This window comes from Methanoculleus receptaculi (assembly GCF_033472595.1).
GTDB classification, from domain to species: Archaea; Halobacteriota; Methanomicrobia; order Methanomicrobiales; family Methanoculleaceae; genus Methanoculleus; species Methanoculleus receptaculi.
In genome coordinates this window covers 596,920-611,177 of sequence record NZ_CP137642.1, presented here as the reverse complement: position 1 = coordinate 611,177, position 14,258 = coordinate 596,920, and the positions used below count along the sequence as shown (strand labels likewise).

The 14,258-nt window shown below is 55.7% G+C and carries 20 protein-coding genes and 1 pseudogene; 10 read left to right on the top strand and 11 right to left on the bottom strand.

From position 1 onward, the window contains the following. Positions 1-402: 402 nt before the first annotated feature. The 4 genes from R6Y96_RS03265 (at position 403) to R6Y96_RS03250 (ending at position 3,349) form a co-directional block, all read left to right on the top strand. Positions 403-1,155: a hypothetical protein gene (locus R6Y96_RS03265; protein ID WP_318622095.1), complete on the top strand. Its 753-nt coding sequence runs from the start codon at positions 403-405 to the stop codon at positions 1,153-1,155. A 396-nt stretch (positions 1,156-1,551) separates the two neighbouring features. Beyond that, positions 1,552-2,049, top strand: coding sequence for a hypothetical protein (locus tag R6Y96_RS03260; protein WP_318622094.1), 498 nt, complete (start codon positions 1,552-1,554; stop codon positions 2,047-2,049). A gap of 506 nt (positions 2,050-2,555) precedes the next feature. Beyond that, positions 2,556-2,831 (top strand): hypothetical protein, encoded by a 276-nt coding sequence (locus R6Y96_RS03255; protein WP_318622093.1) that lies wholly within the window; start codon positions 2,556-2,558, stop codon positions 2,829-2,831. Between the two features lie 17 nt (positions 2,832-2,848). Next, positions 2,849-3,349: a hypothetical protein gene (locus R6Y96_RS03250; RefSeq protein WP_318622092.1), complete on the top strand. Its 501-nt coding sequence runs from the start codon at positions 2,849-2,851 to the stop codon at positions 3,347-3,349. A gap of 136 nt (positions 3,350-3,485) precedes the next feature. Here R6Y96_RS03250 and R6Y96_RS03245 read toward each other — a convergent pair whose 3' ends face one another. The 6 genes and pseudogenes from R6Y96_RS03245 to R6Y96_RS03220 form a co-directional block, all read right to left on the bottom strand. Continuing rightward, a complete protein-coding gene (locus tag R6Y96_RS03245; protein ID WP_318622091.1) occupies positions 3,486-3,851 on the bottom strand; it encodes a hypothetical protein in 366 nt (121 codons plus the stop codon). Then, positions 3,844-5,268, bottom strand: a complete 1,425-nt coding sequence (locus R6Y96_RS03240) for a transposase (protein WP_318622090.1) — start codon at positions 5,266-5,268, stop codon at positions 3,844-3,846. Before R6Y96_RS03240 ends, R6Y96_RS03245 begins: the two co-directional genes overlap by 8 nt. A gap of 90 nt (positions 5,269-5,358) precedes the next feature. Beyond that, positions 5,359-5,715, bottom strand: a complete 357-nt coding sequence (locus R6Y96_RS03235) for a hypothetical protein (RefSeq protein WP_318622089.1) — start codon at positions 5,713-5,715, stop codon at positions 5,359-5,361. A 21-nt stretch (positions 5,716-5,736) separates the two neighbouring features. Then, positions 5,737-5,913 (bottom strand): hypothetical protein, encoded by a 177-nt coding sequence (locus tag R6Y96_RS03230; RefSeq protein ID WP_318622088.1) that lies wholly within the window; start codon positions 5,911-5,913, stop codon positions 5,737-5,739. Beyond that, a complete protein-coding gene (locus tag R6Y96_RS03225; protein ID WP_318622087.1) occupies positions 5,883-6,305 on the bottom strand; it encodes a hypothetical protein in 423 nt (140 codons plus the stop codon). Before R6Y96_RS03225 ends, R6Y96_RS03230 begins: the two co-directional genes overlap by 31 nt. A gap of 135 nt (positions 6,306-6,440) precedes the next feature. Next, positions 6,441-7,334, bottom strand: a pseudogene (locus R6Y96_RS03220) (glycosyltransferase family 2 protein); the annotation flags it as partial. A 265-nt stretch (positions 7,335-7,599) separates the two neighbouring features. Between R6Y96_RS03220 and R6Y96_RS03215 the strand changes: the two are divergent. The 5 genes from R6Y96_RS03215 (at position 7,600) to R6Y96_RS03195 (ending at position 10,154) form a co-directional block, all read left to right on the top strand. Next, positions 7,600-8,976, top strand: a complete 1,377-nt coding sequence (locus tag R6Y96_RS03215; protein WP_318622086.1) for an ATP-binding protein — start codon at positions 7,600-7,602, stop codon at positions 8,974-8,976. Between the two features lie 211 nt (positions 8,977-9,187). Beyond that, complete coding sequence (locus R6Y96_RS03210; RefSeq protein ID WP_318622084.1) at positions 9,188-9,331, top strand: antitoxin VapB family protein; 144 nt, start codon at positions 9,188-9,190, stop codon at positions 9,329-9,331. A 104-nt stretch (positions 9,332-9,435) separates the two neighbouring features. Then, entirely contained in the window at positions 9,436-9,651 is a 216-nt protein-coding gene (locus tag R6Y96_RS03205) for a hypothetical protein (RefSeq protein WP_318622083.1), read from the top strand. Positions 9,652-9,661: 10 nt separating this feature from the next. After that, the gene (locus tag R6Y96_RS03200) at positions 9,662-9,871 is read left to right on the top strand and encodes a hypothetical protein (RefSeq protein ID WP_318622082.1); all 210 of its coding nucleotides are present in this window, start codon (positions 9,662-9,664) and stop codon (positions 9,869-9,871) included. 4 nt (positions 9,872-9,875) lie between these two features. After that, the gene (locus R6Y96_RS03195) at positions 9,876-10,154 is read left to right on the top strand and encodes a hypothetical protein (protein ID WP_318622081.1); all 279 of its coding nucleotides are present in this window, start codon (positions 9,876-9,878) and stop codon (positions 10,152-10,154) included. Between the two features lie 98 nt (positions 10,155-10,252). Here R6Y96_RS03195 and minD read toward each other — a convergent pair whose 3' ends face one another. The 4 genes from minD to R6Y96_RS03175 all read right to left on the bottom strand — a co-directional run bounded on the left by minD (position 10,253) and on the right by R6Y96_RS03175 (position 13,022). After that, positions 10,253-11,041, bottom strand: coding sequence for a cell division ATPase MinD (gene minD / locus R6Y96_RS03190; protein WP_318622080.1), 789 nt, complete (start codon positions 11,039-11,041; stop codon positions 10,253-10,255). 31 nt (positions 11,042-11,072) lie between these two features. Further along, positions 11,073-11,573: a hypothetical protein gene (locus R6Y96_RS03185; RefSeq protein WP_318622079.1), complete on the bottom strand. Its 501-nt coding sequence runs from the start codon at positions 11,571-11,573 to the stop codon at positions 11,073-11,075. A 20-nt stretch (positions 11,574-11,593) separates the two neighbouring features. Beyond that, on the bottom strand, positions 11,594-12,334 hold the full coding sequence (locus R6Y96_RS03180; RefSeq protein ID WP_318622078.1) for a hypothetical protein: 741 nt from the start codon (positions 12,332-12,334) through the stop codon (positions 11,594-11,596). Positions 12,335-12,542: 208 nt separating this feature from the next. Then, the gene (locus R6Y96_RS03175) at positions 12,543-13,022 is read right to left on the bottom strand and encodes a hydrogenase maturation protease (RefSeq protein ID WP_318622077.1); all 480 of its coding nucleotides are present in this window, start codon (positions 13,020-13,022) and stop codon (positions 12,543-12,545) included. Between the two features lie 85 nt (positions 13,023-13,107). Here R6Y96_RS03175 and R6Y96_RS03170 point away from each other — a divergent pair, with 85 nt between their 5' ends. Then, positions 13,108-13,902, top strand: coding sequence for an ATP-grasp domain-containing protein (locus R6Y96_RS03170; protein ID WP_318622076.1), 795 nt, complete (start codon positions 13,108-13,110; stop codon positions 13,900-13,902). Between the two features lie 51 nt (positions 13,903-13,953). On the opposite strand, the gene R6Y96_RS03165 is transcribed toward R6Y96_RS03170, so the two are convergent. After that, positions 13,954-14,238 carry a UPF0058 family protein gene (locus tag R6Y96_RS03165; RefSeq protein ID WP_318622474.1) on the bottom strand — a complete coding sequence of 95 codons (285 nt, stop codon included), beginning with the start codon at positions 14,236-14,238 and terminating at the stop codon, positions 13,954-13,956. Between the last annotated feature and the right edge of the window lie 20 nt (positions 14,239-14,258).

Below are 14,258 nucleotides of genomic sequence, written 5' to 3'. Positions count from 1 at the left end.
CTCCAGGTACAGAAACTCGGAGAAAATGAGAACCATTGGATCTGTGCGATCAACAGTTGTTCTCACGGTCATGAGCGTGTTGCTCGTACCTGCTATCCCGGTTTTGTAAGTACCACCTTCGCGAGGCGGATCCATCTCGTGTGTATGCCGATGGCGGGAATACCCGTACTGCCGTTCGTCACTCAATAAAAAAGGTTTATGGTGCGTTCGGTTCCAGCCGAACGGTGACTGCTGATTTTATATCTTCTAACAACCCAGAAGCGCATCGGGTGCCGCGTGCGGGGGTCGCCCATCCCCAGGTCTGACGCGCCCCGCGTGCCCAGAGGCAATGGAAGTGTATGCACTTTCTGCACTTGAAGGTATGCCCCTCCTGCCTCCGGGGAAAAACCGGAGGAAAAACACATGAACGGAAAAATTGGACTGCGGGCATTCTCCACGCTCCTGACGGTAATGCTGGTGAGTGTGAGTGTGGTGCCTGCGGCGAGTGCTTACGACAACCCGGACGAAAGTTGGACTGAAGTCAATTCAGCCTCTTATGGGCAGATTGACGCATATATTGCCTCATCTGTTGGTTATTTTGGTGGGCCGTACATTCCGGAAAGGGACGTATATGAATGTAATTTCCGCATGGCTGGTGTAGGAGAGACGCGCTACAATGACGGTGAATCCGCATCTGCCTGCAGGATTCAGTCTCTGGAAATTGCAGAGACATATAACAAGCCCCATCAGTCGATATGGACCAGCACGGACCCGGTGCGCATGGGGGCATGGCCCCGTGATAATGGCAACAGTGCGTATTACTATACTGTTGCATATAAGGTATCATCTCTGGCAATAAGTGCCATATCCCCATATGCCGGATTTGCTCTTTCTGCAGCAGATCTCGTAACTTTCATGCTCAACGGCTATGATGATAGCGAAGATGGAGAAATTGTCTGGCGCAAGTGGGAACATAATCCCGATCAAACTGATGTAGGACATTTCTTCTGGTGGCTTATTGATGTCGATCCCGGTCAGACGATCGAGTTTACTGTGACTGATTATTTATTTGGACCTGTCTATGAAGCAGTGGGCGTTGACCAGACCTTTACGATCACGACTCCTTCCAGGTCTCCTGATAGTATGAGGCCATCAAATCAACGATCTGGCCTATAAACACTTCTCTCTTTTCCGGTAGTATGCGCGCCTCTGGCGCACCTTGCCAGTTTATCTGGTTTTTACCGGAGATTTACCAGGTCTGCTAATTTTTTTTGCGCCTCGGTAAGAGGTGTTCCGTCAGGTATATATACCTGGCCCCAAAATGGCTCATGGCCTTTAACACCGAGTTTTTGGCAAAAGAAGACGGATTTGAAGAGATTAAACCAGGGTTCTCTCTCACGGAGTTCCTCAGTTCGCCCTATCTGGACACCATTGCACAGACTATTGAACGAGAATACTACTCCAGACAGGTCTCTCGGTTCCATTATCCGGTTATTCTTATGATCAAACTACCTGTCGTCAAGTGTTTCAGGAAACATTCCTATGTCCGGACAGTTCGTCTCCTGACAGAGGATGATTGTTTCAACCTTGGTGCAGAGAAGACTGAAAGCAGGGTATCTATTGCCCAATCCTGCAACACTCCACAGTTTTGTGAAATATCGTCTCGGCGTCGAAGGTGTGGAACGGCTCATGCATCTTGTCGGTGAGGCAATTGTTCTCTGGGCACAGAAGGAGATGGTTGGGATCATCGATTCAACTCCAATCGAAGCATCCCGGTATGACAGATATGCTCTTTTTCACCCGCATTACCAGGTTAAGATGGATAAAGCGCATATCTTCCATCTCGGACCATACCCACTCACCATGGTCTACTCGAATGGGACTGATGCGGATTTAACCCACCTTTTTCCACTTCCCTGTATTGATACCCGGGAGGGGGCAGTGATCCGGGAAAAATGGACGGAACCCACGCATCCGGCATTGGGTCAACAAACTCCGGAGAGCAGGGGGAGATATCCATGCTCCACTGACTCAACAGTTGCGATTCCTATACCAGCATGGAAGAGTTGAACAGGTCGGGATGCATTTGCGAAACAAGAATCTTCTCGACCCGGAATTCCCAACTCTCATACAAAGCCGCGGTGAGTGTGAACGGATACATGGCCGGATTAAGGCTTCTGTAACCTTTCACCTCAAAGGGATCCGACATGAGAGCCGGAAACTCTATATGACTCTCAACTTCGTTGCATATCAAATTCTCCTTCTGTTCGGGTTGCGCGCGGGACTGAAGAATCCAACGCACCTGAGTGCACTGGTCTGAGGGATTCTGATACTCAGTCGGAGTTGAGGGAACTTTCCCCCCGAAATATGGGGGGACATGATGAGCGGGAGCTGTCTTCAGTTTTCCAGGTTCTGCCACAATTTGCTCTCAAGGCTCGAGGTATCGTTTCTATGAGAGGGTGGGAGATGAGGGGGAGGATTCTAATTATGCAGAGGGTGGGGGATGAGGGAGGGATCTGCGTGGTCGCTTAAAGTTGCCATCAAACCAGTGGGGGCATTGGATTGATGGCCTCAGTATGACCACGGTTGAAAGGGAAAAGTATGATATAGAGATAATTCCAATCGATGAACTGAAAGAGCGCCCTGGTGAACTCAGTATTGCCTCCGAAACGGTTGATGAACTTATCCGATACGGGGAGCCGGTATACTATGCGCATAGGCTTCCTGTAAAAGTAATGCCTCTCAATCCGGATAAGGAAGAGGCCATTTCCAGGATACTCGAAAGAACTGGATATTCCAGGGATGAGGTTTTCGGTGTCACCAATCCTCTGGCAGCAACCATGGAGGCCTAATGCATTCAAAGAAGAAAATGGGAATATTATTAGGGGTTGCCGTCGTGCTCTCTGCAACCCTCTCCGTTTTATTCCTGGAGAGCATGGGCTGTGCCGATGATGACGAAGCCGCGCACGACGGGATCGACCGGGTCTCCGGGTATGACCGGATGACCCGGATACTGCGAAACGACAGCGAAGTCCGGGATCTGGTCGAGGGAGGCTACATCTTCAAGGGTGGTGTATTCAACGAGACGGGAGAATCGGTGGCATTCATCACTCTTCCCCCTCTCCGGCAGGCGGCGTCGGACCCTGGCTCTGCGGCACGGGAGAGTATCGAGTCCTATAGGGTGGTTACCGCCGTTACTGATGCCAGCGGCGAGACTGTCGGCTGGGAGAGTACTATCAATACCACCGGCTGGGAGAACTACAAAATAATCCTCGACACGCCCAACGGGACGGTGACGTCCGTTGATCGGGTAGAACAACTGCCTGAATGGGTGAAACAGATCGATGTCACCGCTGTTCCGCGACGTTGACTGGAGCCCATGCGGATGGGTGATTACATCTTAACGGTACCTGAACAGACCAAATGTCTGCAACCGGGACTGCATTTGCACTCGAATCCGGCTCCGCAAGGGCTGGACGAGGGTGCCGCCGATCGTCGTGACGGTGTCAGGACTCATTTCTCCGCTCGAACCGCTCGGTGTTCTCCGGGACGAGCGCGGTCGTCGGATCCTCTTCGGAGAGGAGTTTGCCGATCCCGACTGCCTTGGACTCGTCCGCGCCCTCAACCTTGAGGTACTGGCTGCAGGTCGCGCACTTGCGGTTGCACCAGACCGGCTCGTAGGAGTCGGGCTCGCGGTAGGTGGTGATCACCCCTTCAAAGTTGCGCAACACCACCCGGTTCGTGGACCAGGAGATGAGGTACTGGGGCATCACCGGGATCTTTCCGCCGCCGGGGGCGTCGATGACGTAGGTCGGGACCGCAAAACCGCTGGTGTGCCCGATGAGGTTCTCGATCCCAATCTCCTCATACATTAGGGAATATATTCAGTTCAAGCCTCTCTGCGATCTTCCGTACCTGCTTTGGCACCTCGGTGATCGCTCTCTCCTCCCCGCTCCTCACTGCATACACCTTTGAAAGTTTCAGGAGGAGACCATGCGGTGAGAGATGAGCGGTCATTCCCACTTTCTTGATCCTATTCAGGATCCTGCAGTAGAGGTAGAGGCACAGGAACCCCACAAAGATGTGGCCAAAGACCGCCGTTGCATCGCGGAGGTATAGTTTATCCGCCTGGATTAAACTCTTGAACACGGCAAAATGTTCTTCGACCAGGCTTCTGGACTTGTAGAGGTCGTAGACCTCCCGGGGTTCTGCCGCGAGGGATGAGACGATCAGGATCCGGCCGGCGCGCTTCAGTCGCTTATTCAGCGTCTCTCGGTCGATCGCCCCCTCTTCCAGCAACCGGTAGAGCGTCTTCTCCTCCTCCGCCACCAGATCGACATCCTCATAGAGGTAGAGCGTCACCCCGTCCACCTCACGTTTCCCTGCATGGATCAGCCGTTTGTGGTAGAAGAAGTGGTCGGTGAGGTGGATCCGGGTCTCATACCGGGTGCTGTTGCGGCGCTGGGGGAGGACGAACTGGAGTCCTGACTCTCGCAGCAGGTTCTCGTTTGCCTCCGAGACGAAACCCCTATCGAGAACGAGGGTCGCGCCAGGGGCATCGATCTCGGCGAGGGACCGGACAAGCGTGGCGACATCCCGGACTGAGCCTGGCAGGCCCCGGATCATCACAGGAAGTCCTGTATCGGTCGCACTGAAGAGCGCGATGTTGACCTGCGGGAGCCAGATATCATCGGCGTTGTAGCCGAACTCGGCCAGGTTCACGGTATCGGAGCAGGAGAAGACAAATGAGAGGTCATAGACGAGGTGCTGTGCACGTGAGGAGAGATGCTGGAAGACCATCTGTTGAGCGGTGCGGTCACCGCCGACCGCTGTTAGTACCCGGGAGAGCGTTCTTGGGTCACAGTCAGGTTTGATATCAAGGATGTTGTCAAGTTTATCCCACACATCCGCAACCCGCGAGAGCGGTGTGTAACCGGTGACCCGGGTGAATGTCAGTACAACGAGTTCCTGCCAGTAGTCTGGGAAAGCGTCCTGGAGAACCGGTAACAGGTCAGTGAACTCCTCTGTCATGAGGGCGGCGTTCCCATACTCCCTGACCGTCCTGAAAGAATGGAGGGGACGGCTACCACGCGATCCTTTCGGGATGAGACCAGCTTCTTTTGTGAGACGGCCAAGATACGTGCTCACCTTCTTCGGCGATTTGGTGGTCTTGTCGTAGACACTCGTTGAGCGGTAGACGTAGGGTTTGTTCTGGATGTATTTGATCTCCAGGCACTTCTCACCCTTCCGGCGCTGCTCTTCCAGCCAGGCACGAACCCAGTCTTCCATATGATATAATATTAGGGATTATAGGTATATAGAACTTGCGATTTGAGTGGCGGGATTGGAAAAATGAGGATGATTTGGAGAGTATAATCCCTAAATCATGCGGTGTCTGGGCTCGATGATCTCGATCCCCTTCGAGACCGGGGTGCGGAAGTGGGCGAGCCCCTCGGACAGGTCGCACTGGTAGAGGTAGTAGGGCCGGACCCGGTTCCTGACGAGTCTGTACACCAGGGTCTTCATGATCCGGGAGCAGTCGTTCACCCCCGCGAGCAGGACGGTCTGGTTGCCGAGCGGTATGCCGGCATCGGCAAGCTGCGCGAGCGCCTTCTGCGAGGACGCGGTGATCTCCGCCGGGTGGTTGAAGTGGGTGTTCACCCAGAGCGGGTGGTGACGTGATCCGGTAGGGAAGGACAACCGGAGTCCGGGTGCCGATCCCGACCACCTCGACATGCTCGATGTCGTCGAGCTCGGTCAGGATCCAGTCGAGGCGGTCATCGGGAAGCATGAACGGGTCGCCCCGGAGAGGAGGACGTCCCGGATACCGGGGTTCTCCCGGATGTAGTCCAGGCTCTCGATGACCTCGGCCTCTGAGGGGATGGAGTCGACGTCCCCGACCTTCAGTTTCCGGGTGCAGTGCCGCCAGTACACAGCGCAGACGTTGCTGACCAAAAAGAGCACCCGGTCGGGGTAGCGGCAGGGTGATCGGCGTCCTCGGCAAGCGGATCTTCCATATCGTCGGGCTCGACCTGCAGCTCCGCCGGCGACGGGAAGCACTGCATGAAGATCGGATCGATCCAGAGATCCTTCGTATCAATGAGCGAGAGGTAGTACGGGGTTATCCGCAGGGGGAACCGGTTCGCGGTCTCCTCCAGCTCCCGCCGCTCGTCCTTTCCGAACGATATGCCGAGAAGCCGCTCGAATGTGGATATATCGGTGATCGCGTGGCGCACCTGCCACTTCCAGTCGCGCCAGACTTCGGCGGCGGTGCCTGCGTCGATCCTCCTTGCTATCTTCTGTTGATTGTTTGATAATGTGGTCATTTGAAGCTTCTCCGGTTCACAACTGTACCGCCAACCATATATAGCAGGATCGATCTCCCCTAAAAGAGCCCAAAAATCAAAACTGAGGCATAAGAAACGGGATCGCCGGATAAAGCACCATACACCGGAAGGGGTTCAGTCCTGCCCTTCCCCGCGCTTTAAGAGCATCATGCTCGTGAAGATCCCTGAAAAGACGACCTGCATCCCGGCAAGGAAGAGTGCCAGCGCCCAGACGGCGTTTGCAATCTGGAAGAGCGGGCCGAATCCCGAGGCAGCCCAGTCCCGGAGGATGCCGAGCCCGACGAGGCCGCCGCCGGCCATCAGCAGGATACCGGCAAGGAGTTCCCGCTCGAGGTTGTGGTTGTTCATGAGCCGGGAGATGAACGGGCCCGCCTCGCCGTAGCCCTGGACGGCCGAGTAGACGGCGATGTTGACCCCGGCAAAGAGCGCCTGGAGCCCGCCGACGAAGAAGAGGGCTGCGAGGATGAAGGAGTGGATGAACGAGGTCTCGACGTCGCCCCGGAAGAGGAAGATGACCATCAGGAAGAAGCCGAAGATCGCGAAGAGCAGCCCCGGGACGGTGATGAAGGGGATCGGCCGGTAGAGGAGCATGAACCGGACGTGCCGCCAGCCGTCGGAGAAACTCTGCAGGTTCGAGGGCGCGACCCGTGGGTAATAGGTGATCGGGACTTCTTCAATCCGGAGCCCGGCTTTCGCCGCCTCGATGATCATCTCGCTTGCAAACTCCATCCCCCCGGTCTTGAGGTTCATCCGGTGGAGCGCCTCCCGCCGGAACGCCCGAAAGCCCGTGTGCGCATCCGATATCCTGATCCCGAAGACCCGGTTGAGGAGCCAGGTTAAGAGGGGGTTGCCCACGTACCTGCGGAGGAGGGGCATCGCTCCGGACTTGATCTCGCCCCTGAGCCGGGAGCCGAGCACCATATCGGCGCCGGCATCGAGCCGGGCGAGGAGTTTCGGGATCTCCAGGAAGTCGTAGGTGTTGTCCGCATCCCCGATGACGATATACCGCTCCCGGGCGCACGCGAGCCCCGCTTCTCCGGCCTGACGACCGTGGCCCCGAGGTCGCGGGCGATGAGGCCTGCCACTCGCATAAGCGCCCCGCTCGTCCGTGCCCGGAGATGCTCCGCGATCACCGGCCCGTCACCCCGAAGAGTTGATCCACGACCGCCCCCGACCGTACCATGGCAGGGAATCGTCGCAGCCGGGAGATAAGGGTGTCTCTCCCGCCGGCACCACAATGATTATACCTATAATTATTATACATATAATCATTATGAGGTTCTACGGCAGGGAGCGGGAACTCCAGTTAATGGAGCACCTCTACGCCAGGACCCCCTCCTTTCTCGTCGTCACCGGCAGGCGAAGGGTCGGCAAGACCGAGCTCGTCAAGGAGTTCTGCAAGGGAAAACCGGCACTCTACTTCTACGTGGACGCAAACAAGAGCATCGAAGCCCTCATGGAGGAGTTCGGGGGGCTGACGGCAGAGACGCTCAACCTCCCCGGCTACATCAAGACCGATACCCCGGAGACCTTCCTTGAATTCCTCTTCTCCTACGATCGGCCCCTGGTCGTCGTCTTCGACGAATTCCAGCGTTTTCTCAAAGTCCACCCCTCGTTCGTCTCCCAGATGCAGCGGTTCTGGGATCTGAAGGGGCGGGACTCGCACCTCTTCGTCATCGTCTCCGGCTCGTCGGTCGGAATGATCCGCGAGATCTTCCTCGAAGGAAATGCTCCCCTCTTTCGGCGTGCCGACAACATCCTGACGCTCCGCCCGTTCAAACCGGAAGAATGTCTCGCCATCCTCGAAGACCTGGGGGTGCGGAACCCTGCAGAGCGGCTCGACCTTTACCTCCTCTTCGGCGGGACGATCTACTACTACACGTTCCTCGAGAAGTACGGGTGTACCGACCTCGAAAGCGCTCTCGATCGGCTCGTCCTCGACGACCTCGCCCCCCTTCGCCGGGAGATGAGCGATGTCATGGTCGAAGAGTTCGGGCGGGAGCACGCGACCTACTACGAGATCCTTGCCGCCATCGCCGGGGGGAAGAGATCGCAGAAGGAGATCGCCGACGTTGTCCGCCTTCCCCCGACCTCGCTCCCCCCGTATCTGCGTGACCTTGTCGACCTCCTCGGGATCATCGAGTACCGGGTCCCGGTCACCGAAAGAGGAAAACGCTCGAAGATGGGAAGATACGTCTTTGCGGACAACTTCTTCCGGTTTTACGCCCGCTACATCTACAGGAACATGAGCCTGTACGAGAGCGGCCGCTTCGACCTCTTAAAGAACCGGATCCTCCGGGAATGGAAAGGGTTCTCGGGCCGGGCCTTCGAGGAGATGCTGCGAAGCCTCCTCGCCCGGGACCTTACGGAGCGGTACGAAGAGATCGGCCCCTGGTGGAACCGCCGGGGAGACGAGATCGACCTCCTCGCCCTCGGCCCGGAAGGAAGCCTCGCCGTCGAGATCAAGAACCGCGACCTCACCCTCCCGGAGGCATGCGGCATCCTTGCCGCCCTGGAGGAAAAGTTGCCGCTCGTAAAGGGCCTCGGCCAGCCGGTGACCACCGGCATCGCCGCCCGCACCGTCGAGGGCAAGGAAGTGCTCAGAGCCGGGGGGTTCTACGTCATGGACCTCGACGACCTCGGGATCTGAGGGGTCTGGTGTGCAGAGGGCGCCATCCCCGGAATCTCCAGAAAGGGACTTTCATCGGGCCCTGCTTTCGCTCTGACGATGCGAGATGCTCTGCTCCACCGAACCTCGCGGACACCAAACGGGAGAGGCATCTGGATAGCGCCCGGCAGACAAACCTGCCGGGGATGACCCGGTACACCGGCAATGTTTTTCTGTCAGTAGTACATATGCCGTGAATGCCATAAAGCGCATTGTTGTCAGGGAAGAGGTCTGGGCTGCCCTCTCCAGTATGCGCAAGCCGGGGATGACCTTCTCCGAACTGATAGAGGAGATGACCGAGCACGAAAAGAAGGGTAACGTAGCGAAAGTTCTGTAAAAGTAAAATGGCCCTGAATCCAACCTAGATTTAGAGAAAGGAGAAACAGCAAAGGAGAAACAGGGCCAGGGATCCCTTAGCGTTAATCGAAGATTATCTTTCCGATGATCAGTGCGACCGATACAGGGCTTGTCCGGTCCCTCGCCGAGATCGATACCTCCCGGACAACTCTCATCCTCGACCGGGGATTCGTCTCGGAAGCGAATGTGAAGGTTCTGCGGGAGACGAAGATCGCGTTTGTCCTCCCCCAGCGGCGCAACAGCACCCGGTATGAGACCCGGATCCACCTAACTGACCACCACTTCTTCTACCACACATGAGGTGGACGGGGTGACGCCCTACCTCTATGAGGATCTCGATCTGGTGGCGGAGGAGGAGAAGACGCTCTACCGGTTACTGGAAGAGGGGGTGATCGACCGAGAGACGCTGAATAAGCGACTGAAGCGCGCCGGCCGGATCCTGATCGTCTCCTCGCCGAGCGGCAGAACCCCGGGAGGTCTACGACCTCTACAAGTCCAGAAGCCTGGTCGAAGAACATAATACCGTGTTCAAGAGTTTAATCCAGGCGGATAAACTATACCTCCGCGATGCAAAGGCGGTCTTTGGCCACGTCTTTGTGGGGTTCCTGTGCCTCTACATCTACTGCAGGATCCTGAATAGGATCAAGAAAGCGGGAATGACCGCTCATCTCTCACCGCATGGCCTCCTCCTGAAACTTTCAAAGGCGTATGCAGTGAGGAGCGGGGAGGAGAGAGCGATCACCGAGGTGCCAGAGCAGGTACGGAAGACTGCGGAAAGACCAGGACAGGGAGTATTTCCCTGATGTGCGAGGAGTTTGGGTTGGAAGGGTGTATGAGGCAGGGAGATGATTATATCCATTCAAACATGGAAAAAGTAAAAACCAAAATGGCCTTCCCTGCGCTACGTCTTTGAGCGGAAGAGAACGCGGGCCAACCGTTCGACAAAACTCTCTTTGACTTCCTCGGTCTCCTCTTCGACGTACTCAATGCCTGCCACATCCGCTGCAATGTGTTTGAAAGCATGGGATGCGCTGGATGCGGGATACTTAACAACGACCGGTGTCCTTCCCGCGGACGCGCGCCGAACGTTTGGATCCTCAGGTATGACCCCGATCACCCTCGTCCCAAGCAGTTTCTCCATCTGAGCTGTGTTGAACTCGTTTCCGCTGGTTGCGACCCGGTTGATGATCGCCCCCTCTATATGCCCGCCGACGGTCTCGGTTAGAATCTTTGTCTTTAAGGAATCGACAATCGAGGATATCTCGGGGTTTACCACCAGGATCACGCCGTCGGCGAGAGTCAGCGGGATGACACCATCCCTGCTGATCCCTGCAGGAGCATCCAGTATAAGTATATCGAACTCGCTCACGAGATCCGTCATGACGTCTTTAAGCCGATCCGGGTTTGACTGCTGGAATCCCTGTAGAGAGAGTCCGGACGGGACAACCTTTACCCCGAACGGCCCTTCATAGGTGGCATCCCTGACACGCGCCTTACCGGCCAGCACCTCGTGCAGGGTCACAGGCAGTTCGTCAAGTCCGAGAATGAGCCCGAGGTTCGCCATGCCGACATCGGCATCCAGAATGCAGGTCTTCTTACCGTAACGGGCAAGCATCGCCCCCAGATTTGCTGTGACTGTGGTCTTCCCTGTACCGCCTTTGCCAGAAGCAATTGTGTATACCTTTACCATGTAACCACTCGGTGTTTCGGTCTGGTTGGTCTCATACCCAGTGCTGCAGGGTGTTCTGTATATCCTTTTCGAGTGCGTTTCTCTGGTCATCGGAGAGAGGTGCCGAAGAGCGGGTGATTGCTATCACCGTCTCTCCACGATGAGACATGCCAAGGAGTTCGATTCCATTCTCACCGCGGAGTTTCCCCTGCAGGTAGAGGTGGCTGTAACGCGCGGCATCGTCCTCGCTCCCAGGTTTCGTTGAGGCGATCAGGAGGCCGTCAGTGGTAGCCAGAGTTATGGATTCAAGACCATATTTCCTGCTGATCAGACCAAGAGCCTCTTCCAGGCTTCCCATCGCGCCGGGTTCAATGAGGGGCTCCTTGCGGGCCGGGCTTAGTGTCTCCGCTGGCGGCAACGGCACCTGCGGAGAGCCTGCCATGTTGAGAACACGACTGATCTCCGCGAGGTAATAGGTAATTGCGGCAAAACCTATCGTTGTTATTATCGTGAGGAGGATCAGAAAAAACTGGATGATACCGGTTGAATCCATTCTGTTATCAGCCCCTGAAGTTATGTTTCGTTGTCCTTGATGAGATGATCCAGGTGAATCTTCTTGAGCATTTCCTTGCAGTTCGTCCTGAAGTTGCTGACAAGGTGCTCGATGTTTATCTCTTCCATGTTCTGGAGGAGGGTGTCAATCTCGTCACCCCCCGATTGAGATGTCCCGGCCACCTCCTGCGCGGGTTTGGCTCCAGGCCGGGGAACGCTCTGCGACCCCGCAGTAGGTTCAGGGCTGTGCGCGGAAGAACTTTTTCCCACGCCGGGGGCAGTATCTGACCTTTCTGGAACCGTACCTGCTTTTGGGGGTTTTGCAGGTTTAACATCTGTAACTGGTTTCACATCTCTGGAAATACCACCGCCTGCTGGTTGTTTTCCGGGGGCGGCCGGCTCTGCCCCTTCTGGAACACCTCTTTTCGCTGGCGATTTTCCAACCTTTCCTGTTGTGGGCACCTCGATCGCACACTGGCGGTTAAACTCCTGGGAGAGCCGAACCTGCTCTGGCGTCAGAAGGTTCAATTCAGCACCTGCCTCCTCCTCGCTCCCGAGCACCCCATCAAGTGCCTGATACCCATTCAGCCCTCCATACTCGGCAAGCACTACCGAACCCTCGTTCAATACCAGTGTCGCGCTCTCGCTGCCAAGGACAATCCTGCAGATCCCGGTGAACTTTGCTGCTCTCATCTCTTCGATCAGAGCAGGGGTTGCCGTGGACTTGATGATCTTGTGGAACCGGCCGCGTGGCAGTTGCATTCAGGCAAAGTTAGATCTGTTGTAGAGCATAAAGTTTGTCATTTATATATTTCATGAGAATGAAGCCATCAAACCAGTAGCCGCACTGGTTTGATGGGCTGTGCACATACTACCAGGAAAAGATGAGGAGTTTATATCACAGAATTGTTGATCTGATGAGATCAGAATAGAGGTTGGCATGACCCTTGAGCTTCATCTGATGGTATAACTACTGCCTTATAGTTTCACTACAATCGATCCAATCCTCCAGTATAGCCAGGATCTTCTCTTCGGCAACCCGGATCCCCACCCTGACCGCCGGATCAATCTCCCGGCTGAATGCCTGGATCTCACCCACTTCAATCCCGATGGTCACGATCTCCGCCGTATACCCGAGTTCCTTTGCTATCGCCACCGCGTCCCCGATCCCGATATCATGGGATATGCTCGCGTGGAACCCACGGTTTGGGGGGTTTTCGAACGTTAAGACATCGCCTGCACGGTCACTTATACCTACCATAGCATCGACGATAACAACCTTATCGTAGCCTTCCATAAGCGCGATCAGGCCAAAACCACCGCTACCGCCGTCAATCGCATCAACGCCAGGGAATCTCCCCTCAAAGAGGTGCATCACAAGGACCCCTGCTCCATCATTTCCCATGATGGGGTTGCCGCACCCGATGATGCAGACCCGCTTCCTCCGCATGGTTCTCTTACCCAGTGGTTATATCGGGCAAGTTACAAAAGGATACTGAAGAACTCCTGGTCAGGGGAGTTGGTGGTTAGGCGCAATGATTCATATCGTACCGAAACCGACCGACACGCCGGAAGACAACTCAACCGGTGCCGTTATACAGGAACTGGAGAAAGTAGGTGCCCGGTATCACGTTCTTGACCTTGATACAGTTGACCCCCTTAACTCGGGGCTTGAACATGAACTCATATGGGTATGTGGTATCCGGCAGGATATGCATCGGTTTGAGATCCTTAACGTACTCTCGCTTTCCAACCGGGTGATAAACACTCCCGCAGCCATCGCTACCTGTGCCTCCAAGGTGATGACAACGGCACTTCTCCTGCAAAGAGGGGTGCGGACACCGGCGACAGTCTACGTCTCTTCAGAAGACCAGGCGCGTGAATTTCTCAGGCGGCATGGAAAGGTTGTCTATAAGCCTGTCTACGGGTATGATGGGAATGGCATCCGGCTTGTGATAGAGCCCGGCGACCTCGGGCCCGGCCCCTGGTATCTTCAGGAATACGTCCCGAACGATCGGGACTTCCGTGTCTTCGTCCTGGGTGGAGAGGCGGTTGGCGCCATAACCAGGGTCTCTCGGGGGTTGATGCACAACATCCATCAGGGCGGGATCGGTATGCCGGTCGAGATCGATGACGAGATGCGCGCTATAGCTGAGGCGTCTGCGGCAGTGATCGGCGTCGATTACTGCGGTGTCGACCTTCTGTGCGATCGGGAAGGATACACAGTTCTTGAGGTGAACGGAACTCCAAACTGGCACTGTATGGCGACACCTATCCCGAAACTGCTTGCCTCATACCTCATCGAGTGCGAACGCACGATGCGTTCCTGAACAGAAAGGCGCGGTTGGTGCACCGGGCCTGCCCGCACCCTGTATCTCTTACTACTGGAGGTACTCGAGGTCTTTTAAGGTCTTATCGGCGAGTTCTTTCATCCTGGCAGAAACCCTGCTTGATGACGCGAATTCCACGTCCTTCATGGCGTTTGCAAGTTCAGTTCCAAGCACGAAGATAGCGTACTTGTGTTCCATTTTGCTCTTATGCACCTGAGAAGGGTCAATCTTTAACGCATAGTATTGTGAAAATTTCAGATCCGGGTTCTGCAACTCAAAAAAATCTTTAATCTCTGTGAGAATACCATGTAGCGCTATTAACTCTTCCTTGTGCATCATCCTCTCCCCGAGAGAAA